At 74.1% G+C, this 16,645-nt stretch carries 10 protein-coding genes; 4 read left to right on the top strand and 6 right to left on the bottom strand.

Annotated elements, in window-relative coordinates; translation table 11 throughout:
• Nucleotides 1–70 precede the first annotated feature (70 nt).
• From ACFWTC_RS07820 to ACFWTC_RS07810, 3 genes are read left to right on the top strand one after another with little or no spacing between them, the layout of a single operon-like run.
• Complete coding sequence (locus tag ACFWTC_RS07820) at nt 71–2,455, top strand: YfhO family protein (protein WP_384027174.1); 2,385 nt, start codon at nt 71–73, stop codon at nt 2,453–2,455.
• Nucleotides 2,456–2,479: 24 nt separating this feature from the next.
• Nucleotides 2,480–2,758, top strand: coding sequence for a type II toxin-antitoxin system Phd/YefM family antitoxin (locus ACFWTC_RS07815; protein ID WP_383925759.1), 279 nt, complete (start codon nt 2,480–2,482; stop codon nt 2,756–2,758).
• The gene (locus ACFWTC_RS07810) at nt 2,755–3,162 is read left to right on the top strand and encodes a type II toxin-antitoxin system VapC family toxin (RefSeq protein WP_384027175.1); all 408 of its coding nucleotides are present in this window, start codon (nt 2,755–2,757) and stop codon (nt 3,160–3,162) included. Before ACFWTC_RS07815 ends, ACFWTC_RS07810 begins: the two co-directional genes overlap by 4 nt.
• A 10-nt stretch (nt 3,163–3,172) precedes the next feature.
• Here ACFWTC_RS07810 and ACFWTC_RS07805 read toward each other — a convergent pair whose 3' ends face one another.
• The 4 genes from ACFWTC_RS07805 to mfd form a co-directional block, all read right to left on the bottom strand.
• Nucleotides 3,173–4,681 carry a protein kinase gene (locus tag ACFWTC_RS07805; RefSeq protein ID WP_383925765.1) on the bottom strand — a complete coding sequence of 503 codons (1,509 nt, stop codon included), beginning with the start codon at nt 4,679–4,681 and terminating at the stop codon, nt 3,173–3,175.
• Entirely contained in the window at nt 4,678–5,232 is a 555-nt protein-coding gene (locus ACFWTC_RS07800; protein WP_383925768.1) for a hypothetical protein, read from the bottom strand. Before ACFWTC_RS07800 ends, ACFWTC_RS07805 begins: the two co-directional genes overlap by 4 nt.
• A gap of 170 nt (nt 5,233–5,402) precedes the next feature.
• The gene (locus ACFWTC_RS07795) at nt 5,403–7,481 is read right to left on the bottom strand and encodes an N-6 DNA methylase (RefSeq protein ID WP_384027177.1); all 2,079 of its coding nucleotides are present in this window, start codon (nt 7,479–7,481) and stop codon (nt 5,403–5,405) included.
• Between the two features lie 137 nt (nt 7,482–7,618).
• Nucleotides 7,619–11,152, bottom strand: coding sequence for a transcription-repair coupling factor (gene mfd, locus ACFWTC_RS07790; RefSeq protein ID WP_384027179.1), 3,534 nt, complete (start codon nt 11,150–11,152; stop codon nt 7,619–7,621).
• A 285-nt stretch (nt 11,153–11,437) separates the two neighbouring features.
• On the opposite strand from mfd, the gene ACFWTC_RS07785 reads away from it, so the two are divergent.
• A complete protein-coding gene (locus tag ACFWTC_RS07785) occupies nt 11,438–12,844 on the top strand; it encodes a DUF2079 domain-containing protein (RefSeq protein ID WP_383925776.1) in 1,407 nt (468 codons plus the stop codon).
• A 154-nt stretch (nt 12,845–12,998) separates the two neighbouring features.
• Here the strand turns inward: ACFWTC_RS07785 and ACFWTC_RS07780 are convergent, their stop codons facing one another.
• Nucleotides 12,999–15,587, bottom strand: coding sequence for an ABC transporter permease (locus ACFWTC_RS07780; RefSeq protein ID WP_383925780.1), 2,589 nt, complete (start codon nt 15,585–15,587; stop codon nt 12,999–13,001).
• A complete protein-coding gene (locus tag ACFWTC_RS07775) occupies nt 15,584–16,360 on the bottom strand; it encodes an ABC transporter ATP-binding protein (protein ID WP_383925803.1) in 777 nt (258 codons plus the stop codon). Before ACFWTC_RS07775 ends, ACFWTC_RS07780 begins: the two co-directional genes overlap by 4 nt.
• Nucleotides 16,361–16,645: the final 285 nt, after the last annotated feature.

The following is a 16,645-nucleotide window of genomic DNA, read 5'->3' as shown; positions in this document are numbered from 1 at the left end:
GAGGTGTTGGGGTGCGTGTTCACCCGGTGGCCATCCTTCGGACCTCCGGCGCTGCCAGGGTCGGCCCACCATGTCGACACCGCACCGCTCGCCGCGCCGCCGGAGCCTGCTCGGCTCGGCCGCCGCCGCCCTGCTCACGGCGGTGGCCGTGGGCGCGGGGGACGCCGTCGCCCGCGTCTTCCCGTACGGGCCGCGCCACCGCAGCGTCAACGACCTCGGCAACCAGTTCGTCCCCTTCCACGCGCACCTGTGGGACCTGCTGCACGGCCGTGCCCGGGGCGGGCTGCTGTTCAACTGGCAGTCCGGGTACGGGACGAGTTTCCTGCCGGACCTCGGCACCTACCTGACCAGTCCGTTCGCCCTCCTCGTCGGGGTCTTCCCGCGCGACGGCATCGACCTCGCGGTGTACGTGGTCACCGTGCTGAAGACGGCCGCGGCCGCGGCGGCGATGGCCTGGCTGCTGCGCACGCAGGCCCGCGGCCCGTGGTGGGCGGCGGGGCTGCTGGGCGCCTCCTACGGGCTGTGCGGCTGGTCGGTGGTCGAGGCCTCGTGCAACCCGATGTGGCTGGACGGGCTGATCGCCTTCCCGCTCCTGTGTCTGACGGGTGAATGGGCCCTGCGGGGGCGCCGGCCCGTCCTCGGGGTGCTGGTGGTGGCGGTGTGCTGGACGGCGAACTTCTACACCGCCTACATGGCGACGCTCGGCGCGGTGCTGGTCCTGGTCGTACGGGTGGTGCTGACGCGGGAGGGGGCGGGGCCCCGGCTGCGGGCCGTCGGGCGGGCCGCCGCGACGGCCGCGCTGGGCCTCGCGCTCGCGGCGCCGGTCCTGGTCCCGCTGTTCCTCAGCTCCGGGCAGGCGTACCCGGGGTGGTCCCGGGAGTTCCGGCCGGTGCCGTGGGCGGACGTCTTCGCGCGGCTGCTGCCCGCCACGTACTCCTTCTCCTCCCCCGCGGTCTTCGTCGGCACCGGCACGCTGCTGCTGGTGGCCGCGCTGCCGTTCCACCGGGGGGTGCCCGCGCGGACCCGGTGGGGGTGGGCGGGGCTGACGGCGACGGTGGCGCTGTCCCTCCAGTGGGCTCCGGCGCACCTGGCCTGGCACCTGTTCGCGACCCCGAACGGGAGCCCGTACCGGCAGACCTTCGTGCTGGCCGGGATCGCCGTGATCGCCGCCTGGACCGGGCTGGCGGCGGGTCCTCCGCCGCCGCGGGCGCTCGCGGCCGGGGCCGGGCTGCTGGCGGCCGCGGCGCTGTGGGCGCGCGGCAGCGCCCTGACGACGGCGTGGGGGTACGGGCTGTTCTGCGGCGGGCTGGCGGCGGCGGCCCTCGCCTGGTGGGCGCTGCGGCGGCCGCGGTTGCTGCTGCCGGCCGCCGGGCTGCTGGCCGGCGTGCTCCTCGCGCAGGCGGCCGCGACGGGGGCCCAGGGCCACCGGGGCAAGCTCGGCGGGCTGGACGACTACCCCGCGTGGGGCGCGGCGCACACCGCGCGCGCCGCGGCGCTGTCGGCCGCGGGGGGCTGGCCGGCGTACCGCACCGACGCGGGGCGGCCCGCCCTGTCGGGCAACGACCCGATGCTGCTGGGCGGGGAGGGCGGCGCGTACTACAGCAGCCACACGCCGAAGGTCTTCACCGACACGATGGCGGCGCTCGGGGCGGGCTGGACCTCGCGCGGGCGCAACGTGCAGAGCATCGACAACCCGGTGACGGACGCGGTCTTCGCCGTCGGGGCGCGGCTGCGGCCGGACGGCACGGTCGGCCGGGCGGAGGTCCCGCCGCTGGTCACCGTGCGCCCGCCGGGCCCCGCGCCGGTGTACGGGGACTCCCCCTTCGCCAACCAGGAGGCACTGCTGGGCGCGCGGGTGTACGAGGACCCCCTCGCGCCCGGGGTGTGCCGCGCGGGCACGGAGGCCTTCCTCTGGGCCCCGGAGTACAACGCGACGGCCCGGCGCGCGGACGGGCCCCCGTTCCGGCTGAACGGCGCGGCCCCCCGCAACCGGGCGGCCGTGCAGCCGCTGGGCGTCTCCCGGGGGGCGTCCTCGGCGCTGGTCTTCGACGCGGCCCCGCCCGCCCGGTGGTCGCTGTCCTGCCTGGACCGGGCCCGGCTCGCACCGGCGGTGGCCGCCCTGCGGGCCTCGGGGGCGGTGTCCGTACGGGTGGGTTCCGCGGACGTCCGGGCCGTGCTGCCCCCGGGGAGCACGGGCACGGCGGTCCTCTCCGTGCCGGCGGTCGCGGGCTGGAGCTGCAACGGCCGTCCGGCGGCGGCGTACCTGGGCCTGGTGGCCGTACCGCTCGACGGCCGCACCGGGGCGTTGGCCTGCTCCTTCCGCCCACCGGGCCTGGTCCCGGGCGCGGCGGTGGCGGCTGCGGCGGCGCTGACCCTGGTCGCCCTGGTAGGGCGCTCGCGGCGGCGCGGCAAGGCCCCGGTCACTCGTTCGGACGAAAGCACCCTTCCGGCGTAGAACGCGGCGTTCTACGCTGGCAGCATGGACCGCATTCCCGTACGTGAACTCAACCAGCACACCAGCGCCGTGCTCGCACGGGTACAGCGCGGCGAGTCCTTGGAGGTCACCGTGAGCGGAACAGCCGTAGCCCGGCTCGTCCCCGTCACAGCGACGCAGTCCCTGCTCGACCGTCTGATCGCGGAGGGGCGTGCCACCGCGCCTCTCTCCAGCGGCCCCGTTCCGCTTCCCCCGGTCCTGGGCGACCCTGAGATCGATGTCGCCGCAGAGCTGTCCGCCGTGCGCGACGAGGAGCGCTGGTGATCTATCTCGACTCCGCGGCCGTGGTGAAACTGGTGCGCCGGGAACACGGCAGCGCCGAGCTGGTGGCCTGGCTCGCCGAACGGCCTGATGAACCCCTGGTCTCGTCCTCCCTTGTCGAGATCGAGGTTCCGCGCGCCCTGCGCCGTTCTGCTCCGCAGGCGCTGGCCGGGGTGCCCGGCGCTCTGACCCGTCTGTACCGGCTGGAGGTCGACCACGCCGTACGGGCGACGGCCGCTGCTTACACCGATCCGCTCCTGCGATCGCTCGATTCCATCCACCTGGCCACTGCACAGCTCCTGGCCGGACAGCCCGGCGCCGAGCAGCTCACCTTCGTGACGTACCACCAGCGCCTGCTCAAAGCCGCCGACTCGCTGGGGCTGGCCATTGCCGCACCGGGCGCCTGAGCAGGCCCCGTCAGCGGACCTGACCGAGCCAGTGCAGGGTGCGGCGGACCTCCGTCGGGAACGGGTGGGCCGGGCCGTGCAGCCGGTCCGCGTCGAAGAGCAGGCGGACCAGGGTGGCGTGGGCCGCGGGCCGGTCGCCGAGGGAGAGCAGCAGGTGCGCTATCCGGCGGCGGACCTCCAGGGGGAGGCCGGGGTCCGGGTTGGCGTAGTGGTTCTCGAACAGCGGCAGCAGGGAGCGGTACTCCGCCAGGGCGGCGGCCGGTTCGCCGAGTTGCTCCAGGCACTGCGCCGAGTCGTAGCGGAAGCGCAGGGACTGGGGGTCGCCGGCCGGGAACTGGTCGGCGAGGCGGCGCAGTTCGGGCAGGGCCCGGCGGTACTGGCCGTCGTCCATCAGCGTGGCCGCGTACTGCTTGCGCAGGGAGCGGACCACCGGGGAGTTCTCGCCGTGCTGGGACACGGCCGCCGGGAGGATGCCTCCGAGGATGTCGACGGCCTGGGTCAGCTGCCCCTGGTCCAGGAGCGTGCGGGCCTCGTCCACCGCCCCGGGGATGTCCGGCCGCGGGGGCGTCGGCGGGTCGGCGGGCCGCGGCGGGATCACCGTGGCCCGGTCCGGCCAGGGCGCGTGGGGGCGCAGGAAGGGGCGCGTGGGGTCGAGCGGGCCGGAGGGGGCGGCGCTGCCGCGCGCGGGCAGCAGCGGCACGAGGGCCTCGTACACCTCCTGGGCGGACGAGGGGCGGTCCTGGGGGTCCTTGGCGAGGAGGCGCAGCAGGACGGCCTCCAGCTCCGCCGGGACCTCCGGGCGGAGCTGGCGGACCGGGAGCGGGGGCTCGTACAGGTGGCGGTGCAGGACGCCGAGCGCGGTGGACCCCGCGAAGGGGACGTTCCCGCTGAGGAGTTCGTACAGCAGCACGCCGAGGGCGTAGAGGTCGGTGTACGGGCCGACCGCGCCGCCCATGGCCTGCTCGGGGGCCATGTAGGCGGGGCTGCCGATGGGCGATCCGGTGCTGGTGAGGCGGGTGGTGTCGGTGTCCATCACCGAGGCGACGCCGAGGTCCAGGACCAGGACGGTGCCGTCGGGCCGGACCATGACGTTGCGCGGCTTCAGGTCGCGGTGGACGATCGGCACCGCGTGCACGGCCGACAGGACGGCGCACAGCTGCGCGACGATCGCGACGGCCCACGGCCAGGGGTACGGGTCGTGCTCCGCGAGGTGGTCGGCGAGGTCGGCGCCCTCGACGTAGCCCATGACCAGGTAGAGCTCGTCGCCGTCGCTGCCCGCGTCGTGCACGGTGACCAGGCCGGGGTGGTCCACCTGCGCCGTGACCCGGCACTCGCGCACGAAGCGGCGGCGCAGTTCCTCGGCGACCGTGCCGGGGCCGGCCACCTTGTCGGGGCGCAGCAGCTTGACGGCGACCCGCCGGTCCAGGCGCTGGTCGTAGGCCGTCCAGACCTGTCCCATGCCGCCCTGGCCCAGGATGGTCGCAAGCTGGTAGCGGTCTCCGATGAGCCGTTCGGTCACCTGGTCGGATCCTCGTCGCGGGGCGGCTGGTTGCGCAGGAGCTCACTGAGCTCGTCGAGTTCGGCCCGCACCTGCCCGATCCGCGGCGGCGAGGTGGCGTGCGGCGGCTGCTGGGGCGGGGCGGGGTTCTGCGACTGGGCGGCACGGGAGGCCTGCGCCTGGTGCGGGTAGCCGTATCCCTGGGACTGCTGGGGTTGCTGCGGCAGGTGCGGCGGGAGGTAGGGGGCGGGCTGGGCCCCGTACCAGTGCGCGGACTGGGCCGCCGACTTCGCCTCGTAGTGCTTGATGTCGGCGACCAGGAAGTACACGCAGACCGCGAAGGCGGTGAGGATCGTGCCGCCGGCGCCGAGGTTGCCCTGCCAGCCGTTGGTCTCGGCGGTGGGGTCGAGCTGGATCAGCGTCATCCAGAGCACGGCGAGGCCGCCGCTGACCAGCAGCAGCACCCAGTCGCGGGTTTTGCGGGTGACCAGCGCGAGCCGCAGCATCGACCCCCAGGCGAGGAAACCGCAGCTCAGGATGGGCAGCAGCGCGAACAGCACGCGCAGCGTCACGACACCCCCGGAACTGGGTTGGTGACCGTGCTGCGGCGGGAGGCCGGGGCCGTGCATCGCTGCTCCTGACGGGCCGTGCGGAAGAAGATTCGGATCGAAGGGTATACAGCCTTACCGGCCACCGGTGAGGGGATGGGCCCAACCGTTGCAGGGTCGCCGCACAGCGGGTGCTACGGCGTGACAGTGCCGTCCGAGAGGCCGTCGTAGAGGCCCTGTACGAGTTGCTCCCCGAGCCGCCCGGCCTCGCGCAGCGCGTCCTCGAACTCGGCGAGCGCCCGGAAGCGGTCGCCGTAGCGCTGCTGCTGCTCCGGCGGCAGCCGGGGCAGCCGGAGCCGGCGGACGTCGAGGCGGGTGGCCGTGGAGGCGTGGCTGCTGGCCCGGCGGTGGTTGGCGGTGCCGCGCAGGAATCCGGCCAGGAACCAGGGGTCGAGCTCCCCGGGGTCGGGACGCAGCAGCTGCAGGCCCCGGCCCGGCACCGCGCCTGCGGTGGCCGCGTCCACGACCCGGGCGACGGAGGCACCGCCGGCGACGGGGACGAGGACGTCGCCGGGGGCGGTCAGCAGGGGTGCGTCGGCGGTGGGGGCCAGGGTGCCGGAGGGGCCGCGTCCGGCGTACACGTCCCGCGCGGTGAGGACGGGCGCCGTCCCGGTGCCGCTGCCGGTGCCGGTGTGCAGCGACAGGGCTCCGGCGCGGGCGAGTTCGCCGACGGTGGTCAGCGGCGGCCGGCCGGTCGGCCCGGCGGGCGGGTCGGCGGGCCCGTCGGCAGGCGGATCGGCGGGCGGATCGGCGGGCGGATCGGCGGGCGGCGGAGCGAGCCGCGCCGCGCGGGCGAGGGTCTCGTCGAGCCGGCCGCGCACGGCGCCGAGTCCGGCCGCTCCGCCGCCGGCGGCGGGCGGCGGGAGGTGGCGGGCGGGGGTGAGGTCCACGTCGTCGTCCAGCAGCTCGATGACGGGCACGACGCGGCTGACGCCCGGCACCTCCTCGACCGTGCCGGTGCGTTCGTACGCGGTCCAGGCGGCCTCCGCCGTGCCGTGCACGGCGGGCCACGCGGTCCGGGAGCGCCCGTCGGCGGCGGCCACGGCGGTGTCGACGAGCAGCAGCCCGGCGGGGGGCGCCGCGACCGGGGCGGGGCGGCGGAGCACCCACAGGTGCAGGGGGATGCCGTACGGCGGGGCCGCGCCGGCCGGGAGGGCGACGACCGCCCGCAGCGCCCCGCGGCGCAGCAGGTCGGCGCGGATGCGGCGGCCCGAGCGGCGGGCGGCGACGGCGGGCGGCATGAGCAGCACGGCGGTGCCGCCCTCGCGGAGGTGGGCCAGGGCGTGCTGGACCCAGGCGAGTTCCGACTCGGTGCGGGCCGGGAAGCCGTACTCCCAGCGGGGGTCGTAGGCCAGCTCCTCGTGGCCCCAGTTGCGTTCGTTGAACGGCGGGTGGCAGAGCACGGCGTCGACGGGCGGCCGCGGATGCGCGTCGGCGCGCAGGCTGTCGGCGGCGGCGGCGCGGACCTGGGCGGAGCCGTGCAGGGCGAGGCGCAGCGTGGCCAGGGCGGCGAGTTCGGGCGAGGAGTCCTGCGCGTACAGGGCGGTGGCGCCGGGGACGGCCCGCAGCAGGGTGCCGGTGCCGCAGGCGGGGTCGAGCACGGTGCGGGCGCCGGGTCCGGCGAGGGCGGCCATGAGCTCGGCCAGGCCGTCGGGGGTGAGCGTGTACTGGCGGGGGCTGGCGTCGAGGTGCCGGCGGAGCAGGAACTCGAAACCCTTGCGGGCGCCGAGTTCGGCGGCGAGCCGGGCGGCGGCGCGCAGCAGCGGCATCGCGGCCGGCCGGGGCGCCGCGGCGGCGAGCGGGTGGCCGGCGCCGAGCCGCGCGGCGAGCACCTGGCCGAGGACGGGCCGCAGCAGGACGGCCATCCGCGCGTCGGAGACGGCGGTCAGCTCCAGCCAGTCGGTGGGCCGGTCGCGTACGACGAGCAGCGCGGCGCCGGCTTCGACGAGCGCGGGCACGGCCCCGCCGGGGTGGGCGCAGATCTGCTGCCAGACCCGTTCGCGCAGCGGGACCTCGGCGAGCTTGCCCTGGGCGCGGAGCCAGTCCTCGACTTCGGCGAGGGCGAAGGAGGGACTGGTCTCGGTGCCGCCGGCGGGCTTGGGGAAGTCGGCGTGGCGGCGCCGCCAGTTGCTGACGGCGGCGCGGCCGACGCCTGCCAGGCGGGCGACCTCGGCGGCAGTGACCTCGGCGCCTGCGGCGCTCTCCTCAAGCATGCGGGGAGCATACCTCTGCGAACAGACCCGTTCACAGCGTGAACCGCACATCCCCCGCGAAGCGTGTTGACTCGATTCACGGGTCCACCGGGCCGGCGGAGGCCGGGAGCCCGTCGGGCTGTCGGCCTCCGCCGGGCTCAGGACCCGAGGATGGTGGTGAGGAACTCCCCCGTCCAGGCCAGCAGTTCCCGTCCGACCAGCGGCTTCCCGCCGACCCTGCCCGTCTTCGGGCGCGGGATCAGCACCTGCGAGGTGGCCGGCTTGAGGACCGCCCCGGGGTACAGCCGCTTCAGCCGCAGCTCCTGCGACTCGCGCAACTCCACGGGCCCGAAGCGGATGTTGGGCCCCTGGAGGGTGATGTCACCGACGCCGCAGGCGCGCGCGAGCATCCGCAGGCCCGCCACCATCAGCAGGTTCTCCACCGGCTCCGGCAGCTTGCCGTAGCGGTCGGTCAGCTCCTCCCGTACGGCCTTGATGTCGGCCTCGGAAACGGCGGCCGCGATCGACCGGTAGGCCTGGAGACGCAGCCGCTCGCCGGGCGCGTAGTCGTGCGGGACGTGCGCGTCGACGGGCAGCTCGATCTTGACCTCCAGCGCGGGCTCCTCCTCCACCCCGCCCTCGACGGCCGCCCGGTAGTCGGCGACGGCCGCGCCGACCATGCGGATGTACAGGTCGAAGCCGACGCCCGCGATGTGGCCGGACTGCTCGCCGCCGAGCAGGTTGCCGGCGCCGCGGATCTCCAGGTCCTTCATGGCCACGTACATGCCGGCGCCCATCTCGGTGTGCTGGGCGATCGTCGCGAGCCGCTCGTGCGCGGTCTCGGTCAGCGGCTTCTCCGGCGGGTACAGGAAGTAGGAGTACCCGCGCTCGCGGCCGCGGCCCACGCGGCCGCGGAGCTGGTGCAGCTGGGAGAGGCCGAAGGTGTCGCCGCGCTCCACGATCAGCGTGTTGGCGTTGGAGATGTCGATGCCGGACTCGACGATCGTGGTCGACACCAGCACGTCGAACTTCTTCTCCCAGAAGTCCACGACGACCTGTTCCAGGGCCTGTTCGGACATCTGGCCGTGGGCGGTCGCGATCCGCGCCTCGGGCACGATCTCCCGCAGCCTGGCGGCCGCCCGGTCGATCGAGTCGACGCGGTTGTGGATGTAGAAGCACTGGCCCTCGCGCAGCAGTTCGCGGCGGACGGCCGCGCCGATCTGCTTCTCCTCGTACGGGCCGACGAAGGTGAGCACCGGGTGCCGCTCCTCCGGCGGGGTGGTGATCGTCGACATCTCGCGGATGCCGGTCACCGCCATCTCCAGGGTGCGCGGGATGGGCGTCGCGGACATGGTCAGCACGTCGACGTTGGCGCGGAGCTTCTTCAGCTGCTCCTTGTGCTCGACGCCGAACCGCTGCTCCTCGTCGACGATGACCAGGCCCAGGTCCTTGAACTTCGTCTCCTGCGAGAACAGCCGGTGGGTGCCGATGACCAGGTCGACCGTCCCCTCGCGCAGGCCCTCCAGGGTGGCCTTGGACTCGGTTTCGCCCTGGAAGCGCGAGAGCGCCCGCACGGTGACGGGGAACTGGCTGTAACGCTCGGAGAAGGTCCCGAAGTGCTGCTGGACCAGGAGGGTCGTCGGTACGAGGACGGCGACCTGCTTGCCGTCCTGGACCGCCTTGAACGCGGCGCGGACCGCGATCTCGGTCTTGCCGTAGCCGACGTCGCCGCAGATCAGCCGGTCCATCGGGACGGACTTCTCCATGTCCTCCTTGACCTCGGCGATGGTGGTGAGCTGGTCGGGCGTCTCCGCGTACGGGAAGGCGTCCTCCAGCTCGCGCTGCCAGGGGGTGTCCGGGCCGAAGGTGTGCCCGGGGGCCGCCATGCGGGCGCTGTAGAGCTTGATGAGGTCGGCGGCGATCTCCTTGACCGCCTTCTTCGCGCGCGCCTTGGTCTTGGTCCAGTCGGCGCCGCCGAGCCGGTGCAGGGTCGGGGACTCGCCGCCGACGTACTTCGTGACCTGCTCCAGCTGGTCGGTCGGGATGTACAGCCGGTCGCCGGGCTGGCCCCGCTTGGCCGGGGCGTACTCGACGAGCAGGTACTCGCGGGTGGCGCCTTGGACGGTGCGCTGCACCATCTCGATGTAACGGCCGACGCCGTGCTGCTCGTGGACGATGTAGTCGCCGGCCTCCAGGGTCAGCGGGTCGATCGACTTGCGGCGCCGGGTCGGCATCCGGCCGAGGTCCTTGGTGGCGGTGCGCTGTCCGGTCAGGTCGGTCTCGGTCAGCACGGCCAGTTTCAGCGCCGGGTCGACGAAGCCGTTGGCGATCGAGCCGCAGGCGACGTGCACGAGCGAGGGCTCCAGGAGGCGCAGGTCGGCCTCCAGGCGGGCCGGGATGCCCTCGCCGCCGAGGACCTCGACGGTACGGACGGCCGGGCCGTGGCCCTCGGTGAGGTAGACGGTGTGCCAGCCGTCGGCGATCCACGCCTTGGTGTCGGCGAGCGCCCGGGGGGTGTCGCCCCGGTAGGCCTCCGGGGCGTGCATGCCGAGCTTGAGGGTGTCCGAGCCCGTCACGTCTTCGTCGGCGGCGAAGGGGGACACCGACCACCACATCATGCCGAGCTCGCGGGCGTGCTCGCGGACGTCCGCGATCCCGCGCAGGGAGGCCGCGCCGACGTCGATGGGGGCCTCGCCGCCGCCGGCGGTGGCCGCCCAGGAGGCCATCAGGAACTCCTGCGAGGTCGCCACCAGGTCGGAGGCGCGGGTGCGGACCCGCTCGGGGTCGCAGACCACGGCCATCGCCCCGGCGGGCAGCACGTCGATCAGCAGTTCCATGTCGTCGACGAGGACCGGGGCGAGTGACTCCATGCCCTCGACGGCGATCCCCTCGGCGATCTTGTTCAGCAGCTCGCCGAGCTCGGGGTGGGCCTCGGCGAGGGCCGCCGCCCGCTCCCGGACCTCGTCGGTCAGCAGCAGCTCGCGGCAGGGCGGCGCCCACAGCCCGTGCTCGGCGATCTCCAGCGACCGCTGGTCGGCGACCTTGAAGTAGCGGATCTCCTCGACGTCGTCGCCCCAGAACTCCACGCGCAGCGGGTGCTCCTCGGTGGGCGGGAACACGTCGAGGATGCCGCCGCGCACGGCGAACTCGCCGCGCTTCTCGACCAGCTCCACGCGCGCGTACGCGGCCGCCGCCAAGGCTGAGGTGATCTCGCCGAGGTCGACTCCCTGCCCTTGGCGCAGGCTCACCGGTACGAGGTCCCCGAGCCCCTTGACCTGCGGCTGGAGCACGGAGCGGATGGGGGCGACGACAACGCTGACGGGGCCCGTGGCCGGGTCGTCCTTGCTGGGGTGCGCGAGCCGGCGCAGGACGGCGATGCGGCGCCCCACGGTGTCGCTGCGCGGGCTGAGCCGTTCGTGCGGCAGCGTTTCCCAGGACGGGTAGTCCACGACCTCGTCGGGCGGCAGCAGCGAGCGCAGGGCGGCCGCCAGGTCCTCGGCCTCGCGGCCGGTGGCGGTGACCGCGAGGACGGTCCGCTCGGTGCGCCGGGCCAGCGCGGCGATCGCGAACGGCCGCGCGGCGGGCGGGCCGACGAGGTCCACGTACATGCGGTTGCCGTCCCCGGCCGCGGTGACCGCCTCGGCGAGGGCGGGGTCCCGGGTGACGGCGTCGAGCAGTCCGTGCAGGCTCATGGAGTGGGCTTTCCGTCCGGTGGAGGGCGTCAGGGCGCAACGCGAAGGGCCCGACACGTCGAACGGGCCGGGGGCTCCCACCCTACGACGCGTGCCGCCCCCGTGCGCGGGGGATTCAGGACGCCGCGGGAGTGGCGCGCGAACGCCCCCGCGCGGGGCGCACGGGGGATCCGGACCGGCGGGCCGCCGCTCTACGATGTCCCCGTAACGACCGCATTGACCGTCTGAGCTCGCCGCGCCACCGTCCGCAGGAGTTCACGCCGCCCGGCCGAGGAGCACGAGACCGTGACGAGCGACGCGATAACCCGACCTGCACCCGCGGCCCCCGCCGCGGTGGGGCAGGTCAGGGCCCGGTGGGCCGGTCCCCACGCGGTGGCCGCCGGGCTGTTCCCCGTCTACCTGGTCCTGTCCGTCGGGCGGTTCCGCCGGATGGACTGGGCCTCCTGGGACCTGGGGATCTTCGAGCAGGCCATCCGGGCCTACGCCCACTTCCGGGAGCCCGTCGCCGATCTGAAGGGGCCCGGTGCCAACATCCTCGGGGACCACTTCAGTCCGATCATCGCGCTCGTCGCCCCCGTCTACCGGGTCTTCCCCGGGCCCGTGACCCTGCTCGTCGTGCAGGCCGCGCTGTTCGCGCTCTCCGCCGTGCCGGTCACCCGGGCCGCCGGGCGGCTGCTGGGCCGGCCGCGCGGGGTCGCGCTCGGGGTGGCGTACGGGCTGTCCTGGGGCGTCCAGCGGGCCGTCGAGTTCGACTTCCACGAGATCGCCTTCGCCGTGCCCCTGATCGCCTTCGCCCTGGAGGCGGTCCTGGCCCGGCGCTGGCGGGCCGCCCTGCTGTGGGGGCTGCCGCTGGTCCTCGTGAAGGAGGACCTCGGGTTCACGCTGGCCGCCCTGGCCGTGGTGGTGGCCTGGCGGGCGTGGCCCCTGGACCGGCGGGCCGTGCGCCTCGCGCTCGGTGTCGCCGCCGGGGCCACGGTCTTCGCGGTCCTCGTGTTCACCGTGTTCGTACCGGCCTTCGCCACCGCGGGCTACGGCTACTGGGACAAGATCGACGGCGACGGGCCGCTCGCGGGCCTCGGCACGAAGCTCGCCACCCTGGGCTGGGTCCTGATCCCCACCGCCGGGCTGCTCGCGCTGCGCTCGCCGCTGCTGCTGGTCGCCGCCCCCACCCTCGGCTGGCGGTTCCTGTCCGGGGACGACCACTACTGGTCCACCGACTGGCACTACAGCGCCGTGCTGATGCCCGTGGTGACCCTTGCCCTCGTCGACGCCGTCGACACCGTCCGGCGCGGCGATCGCCCGTGGCTGCGGGCGTACGCGCTCCAGCTGCCGACCGCCGTGCTCGCCGCCGGCCTGGCCCTGGCCGCGACCAGCATGCCGAGCGCCAAGCTGATGGAAGCCCGTACGTACGAGCGGCCGGCCCGCGTCGGCGCGATCGAGCGGCTCCTGGAGCGGATCCCCGACGGGGCGAGCGTCGAGGCGGACACCACGCCGCTGACCCGGCTGACCTCGCGCTGCCGCGTGTTCTGGATCGGCGGCACCCAGGGCGTGGTCCCGGACTGGATCACCATCGACAACGCCTCCAAGTGGGCCGGCGAGGACCCGACCGTCTACGCCGCCCAGCTGCACCCCGGCGAGCGGTTCACCGTGGTGGGCGAGGCCGAGGGCATCGTGCTGATGCGCCGCGGCTGACGCCGCCGCCGCCCGGTACAGCGGACGCGGCGCGGTACCGCGGACGCGGCGCGGACGATGACCCGGCGCGGACGCGGCGCGGCCCCGGGCCGGCCCTCTCGGGCGGGTCCGGGGCCGTCCCCCGTTGTCTCCCCCGTACGACCGCGCGGCGGTGCTACTCGCTCGCGATCGCGTTCAGTACGTTCATCCGCCCTGCCCGGAAGGCCGGGACCAGCGCGGCGAACAGGCCCACGAGGGCCGAGGCGGCGAACACCCCGAGGATCGTCGGCCAGGGGATCTCCAGCACCTTCAGGCCCTCCAGCGCGAGCAGCTGCTGCGCGCTGGCCCCCCAGCCCATGCCCAGTCCGAGGCCCAGCAGGGCGCCGAAGAGGGCGATGACCACGGACTCCAGGCGGATCATGCGGCGCAGCTGGCGGCGGGAGAGGCCGATGGCGCGCATCAGGCCGATCTCGCGGGTCCGCTCGACGACCGACAGGGCGAGGGTGTTCACGACGCCGAGGACGGCGACGACGATGGCGAGGCCGAGCAGCCCGTAGACCATGTTCAGCAGCTGGCCGACCTGGTCCTTCAGGGCCTGCTTGTAGTCGGCCTGGTTGAGCACCTTGTACTGCGGGTACTCCGCCAGCGCCGCCTTGACCTCCTTGTACGCGGCCGCGTCGGACTGCCCGTCCTTGGCGCTGGCCAGCAGCATGAAGGGGCGCGGCATCCGGTCGGCCGGGACGTTGGCCTCGGCGACGGCGGTGCTGATGTACTTCATGCCCTTGTCGAGGTTGCCCTCGTCGCTGGTGATCGCGGCAACCTTCAGCTTGACGGTGTTCCCGCCGGTGAAGGCGACCGTCAGCGCGTCGCCGAGCTTGATCCCGTGCGCGGTGGCGTACTCCGAGCCGACCGACATGGAGTCCTTGCCGTACGCCGCCGCGTGCTCGCCCGCGACCATCGTGCGCCGGATGTCCTGGGCGTACGCCGGGTCGGTGGCGCCGAGGCCCTCCCCCTTCTCGGTGGTGCCGTCCGGGGCGGTGACCGCCGCCTCGACCTCGCGGTAGGCGGTCACGTGGTCCAGGCCCGGGGCGGCGCGCAGCGCCTGTTCGGCCTGGGGCATGACGGGCTGCCCGGTCATGGAGTTGACGACGTAGTCCGCGCCGACCGACTTGTCGAGCTCGTCGGTGGCGGAGGCCACCATCGAGGAGCCGACCACCGACAGGCAGGCGACCAGGGCCAGGCCGATCATCAGCGCGGCGGCGGTGGCGCCGGTTCGGCGCGGGTTGCGCAGGGCGTTGCGTTCGGCGAGGCGGCCCACGGACCCGAAGGGCCGCAGGACGGCGCCGGAGAGCACCCGCACCACGCCGGCGGCGAGGAGCGGTCCGATGACGATGAAGCCGATGAGGGTGAAGACGACGCCCAGGCCGAGCCACAGCGATCCGGGTCCGGCCTCGTCGGCGGTGGTGGTGAGGTACAGCCCGGCGCCGCCGATGCCGGTGAGGGTCAGGCCGAGGACGGCGCGGACGATGCCGGCCTTGCGGTCGCCGGGGGTGCCGGACTCGCGCAGGGCTGCCATCGGGGAGACCTTGCCGGCCCGGCGGGCCGGGACGAAGGCGGCGACGACGGTGACGACGACGCCGAGGAAGACGCCTATGGCCGGGGTGGTCCAGGCGACGGTCAGGTCTTCGGTGGACAGGTGCATGCCCATCTGGCCCATGAGCTCCATGAGTCCGACGGCCAGGCCCACGCCCGCGCCGACGCCCAGGACGGAGCCCACGACGCCGAGGAGGAAGGCCTCGACGACGACGGACTTGAGGACCTGTCCGCTGTCGGCGCCGATGGCGCGCATCAGCCCGATCTCGCGGGTCCGCTGGGCGACCAGCATCGAGAAGGTGTTGAAGATGAGGAAGATGCCGACGAGGAAGGCGATCCCGGCGAAGCCGAGCATCACGTACTTCATGACGTCGAGGAAGGCGCCGACGTCCTTGCGGTTGGCGTCCGCGGCCTCCTTGGAGGTCTGCAGCTTGTAGGTGTCAGCGCCGACGGCGGCGGCGACGTTCGCCTTGAGCTGCTCGTCGCTCACCCCGTCCTTCGCGGTGACGTTGACGTGGGTGAAGGCGCCGGCGGCGCCGAGCAGCTGCCGCTGCGCGGTGGCGGTGTCGAAGTAGACGACGGCCGCGCCCGGGTTGGTGACGGTGAAGGCGGCGAGGCCGGTGATGGTGGCGCGGATGTCACCGGTGACGGCGATGGTGCGCAGCTCGTCGCCGATCCCCAGACCGTGCTTCTTCGCGGTGTCGGCGTCGACCATCACCTCGGTGGGGCCGCGCGGCGCGTGACCGGCGGTGATCTTCATGGACTTGAGCTCGTTGTCGTTCCAGTTGCCCGCGATGGTCGGGGCGCCGGTGGTCGAGCCCATGTTCTCGTTCTTGGAGTTGACCACCGTGACGGACATCGAGAGGACGCCGCCCTCGGCGCTCTTGACGCCCTCGGCCGCGGCGACCTTCCCGACGACCGCGCCGTCCAGCACCTCGGGCTTGCCGCGGTCGGGGGTCTCCTCCCCGTCCACGGCCGACTTCGGGCTGACGGTCACGTCGGAGTTGGTGACGGCGAAGAGCTTGTCGAAGGTGGTGTTCATCGTGTCGGTGAACACCAGCGTGCCGCAGACGAAGGCGACGGACAGCAGGACAGCGACGGCGGAGAGCGCCATCCGCCCCTTGTGCGCGACGAAGTTGCGCCGCGAGGTCTTCAGGACCATGCCGCTCATGAGGTCCGCCCGCGCGCGTCGAAGTCCTTCATGCGGTCGAGGACCTGCTCGGCGGTGGGCCCGTACATCTCGTCGACGATGCGGCCGTCGGCGAGGAAGACGACGCGGTCCGCGTAGGAGGCGGCGACCGGGTCGTGCGTGACCATGACGATGGTCTGGCCGAGCTCGTCGACCGAGCGGCGCAGGAACCCGAGGATCTCGGCGCCGGCCCGGGAGTCCAGGTTTCCGGTCGGCTCGTCACCGAAGATGATCTGCGGCCGGGCGGCGAGGGCGCGGGCGACCGCCACGCGCTGCTGCTGGCCGCCGGAGAGCTCGGTGGGCCGGTGCTTCAGGCGCCCGGCGAGACCCACGGTCTCCACGACCCGGTTCAGCCACTCCGCGTCGGGGCGGCGTCCCGCGATGTCCATGGGGAGGGTGATGTTCTCCAGGGCGTTCAGCGTGGGCAGCAGGTTGAAGGCCTGGAAGATGAAGCCGATCCGGTCGCGCCGCAGCTGCGTGAGCTTCTTGTCCTTGAGGCCGGTGATCTCGGTGTCGTCGAGGTGGATCTGACCGCTGGTCACCGTGTCGAGTCCGGCGAGGCAGTGCATCAGCGTGGACTTGCCGGACCCCGAGGGGCCCATGATCGCGGTGAACTGTCCGCGGCGGATGTCCACGTCCACCTCGTCCAGGGCGACGACGCGCGTCTCGCCGGAGCCGTAGGCCTTGACGACCTTCCGCGCCCGGGCCGCGACGGCTTCATGCCCTCCAGTGCCTCCGTGCCTGGTCTCGGTCATAGCCGTTGTCACGGTGCTTCTCCTCGGTAGGTGTGCGTCGTCCGCGTGCATGCGTCGCCGTCGTGAAGTCTGGTGGGGCCGGGGGTGCGGCGCGCTGGTGCCCGTCGCCGTATCCGCCCGGGGGTTAACCCCACCCCCCGGAGCTCCCGGCCCATGTGAACCAGTTAAGGACGCGGTGGGACCCCGCACCTCATCCGCCAGGACGAAAGACCCCTGGCCCCTTCTGCGGAGCACCCCCTAGGGGTTCTCCGACCTCCGGCGGAGAGGGTCTGGGGGATACCACCC

This window comes from Streptomyces sp. NPDC058619 (assembly GCF_042717785.1).
Classification (GTDB): Bacteria; Actinomycetota; Actinomycetes; order Streptomycetales; family Streptomycetaceae; genus Streptomyces.
This window is presented reverse-complemented; position numbering and strand designations above follow the sequence as displayed.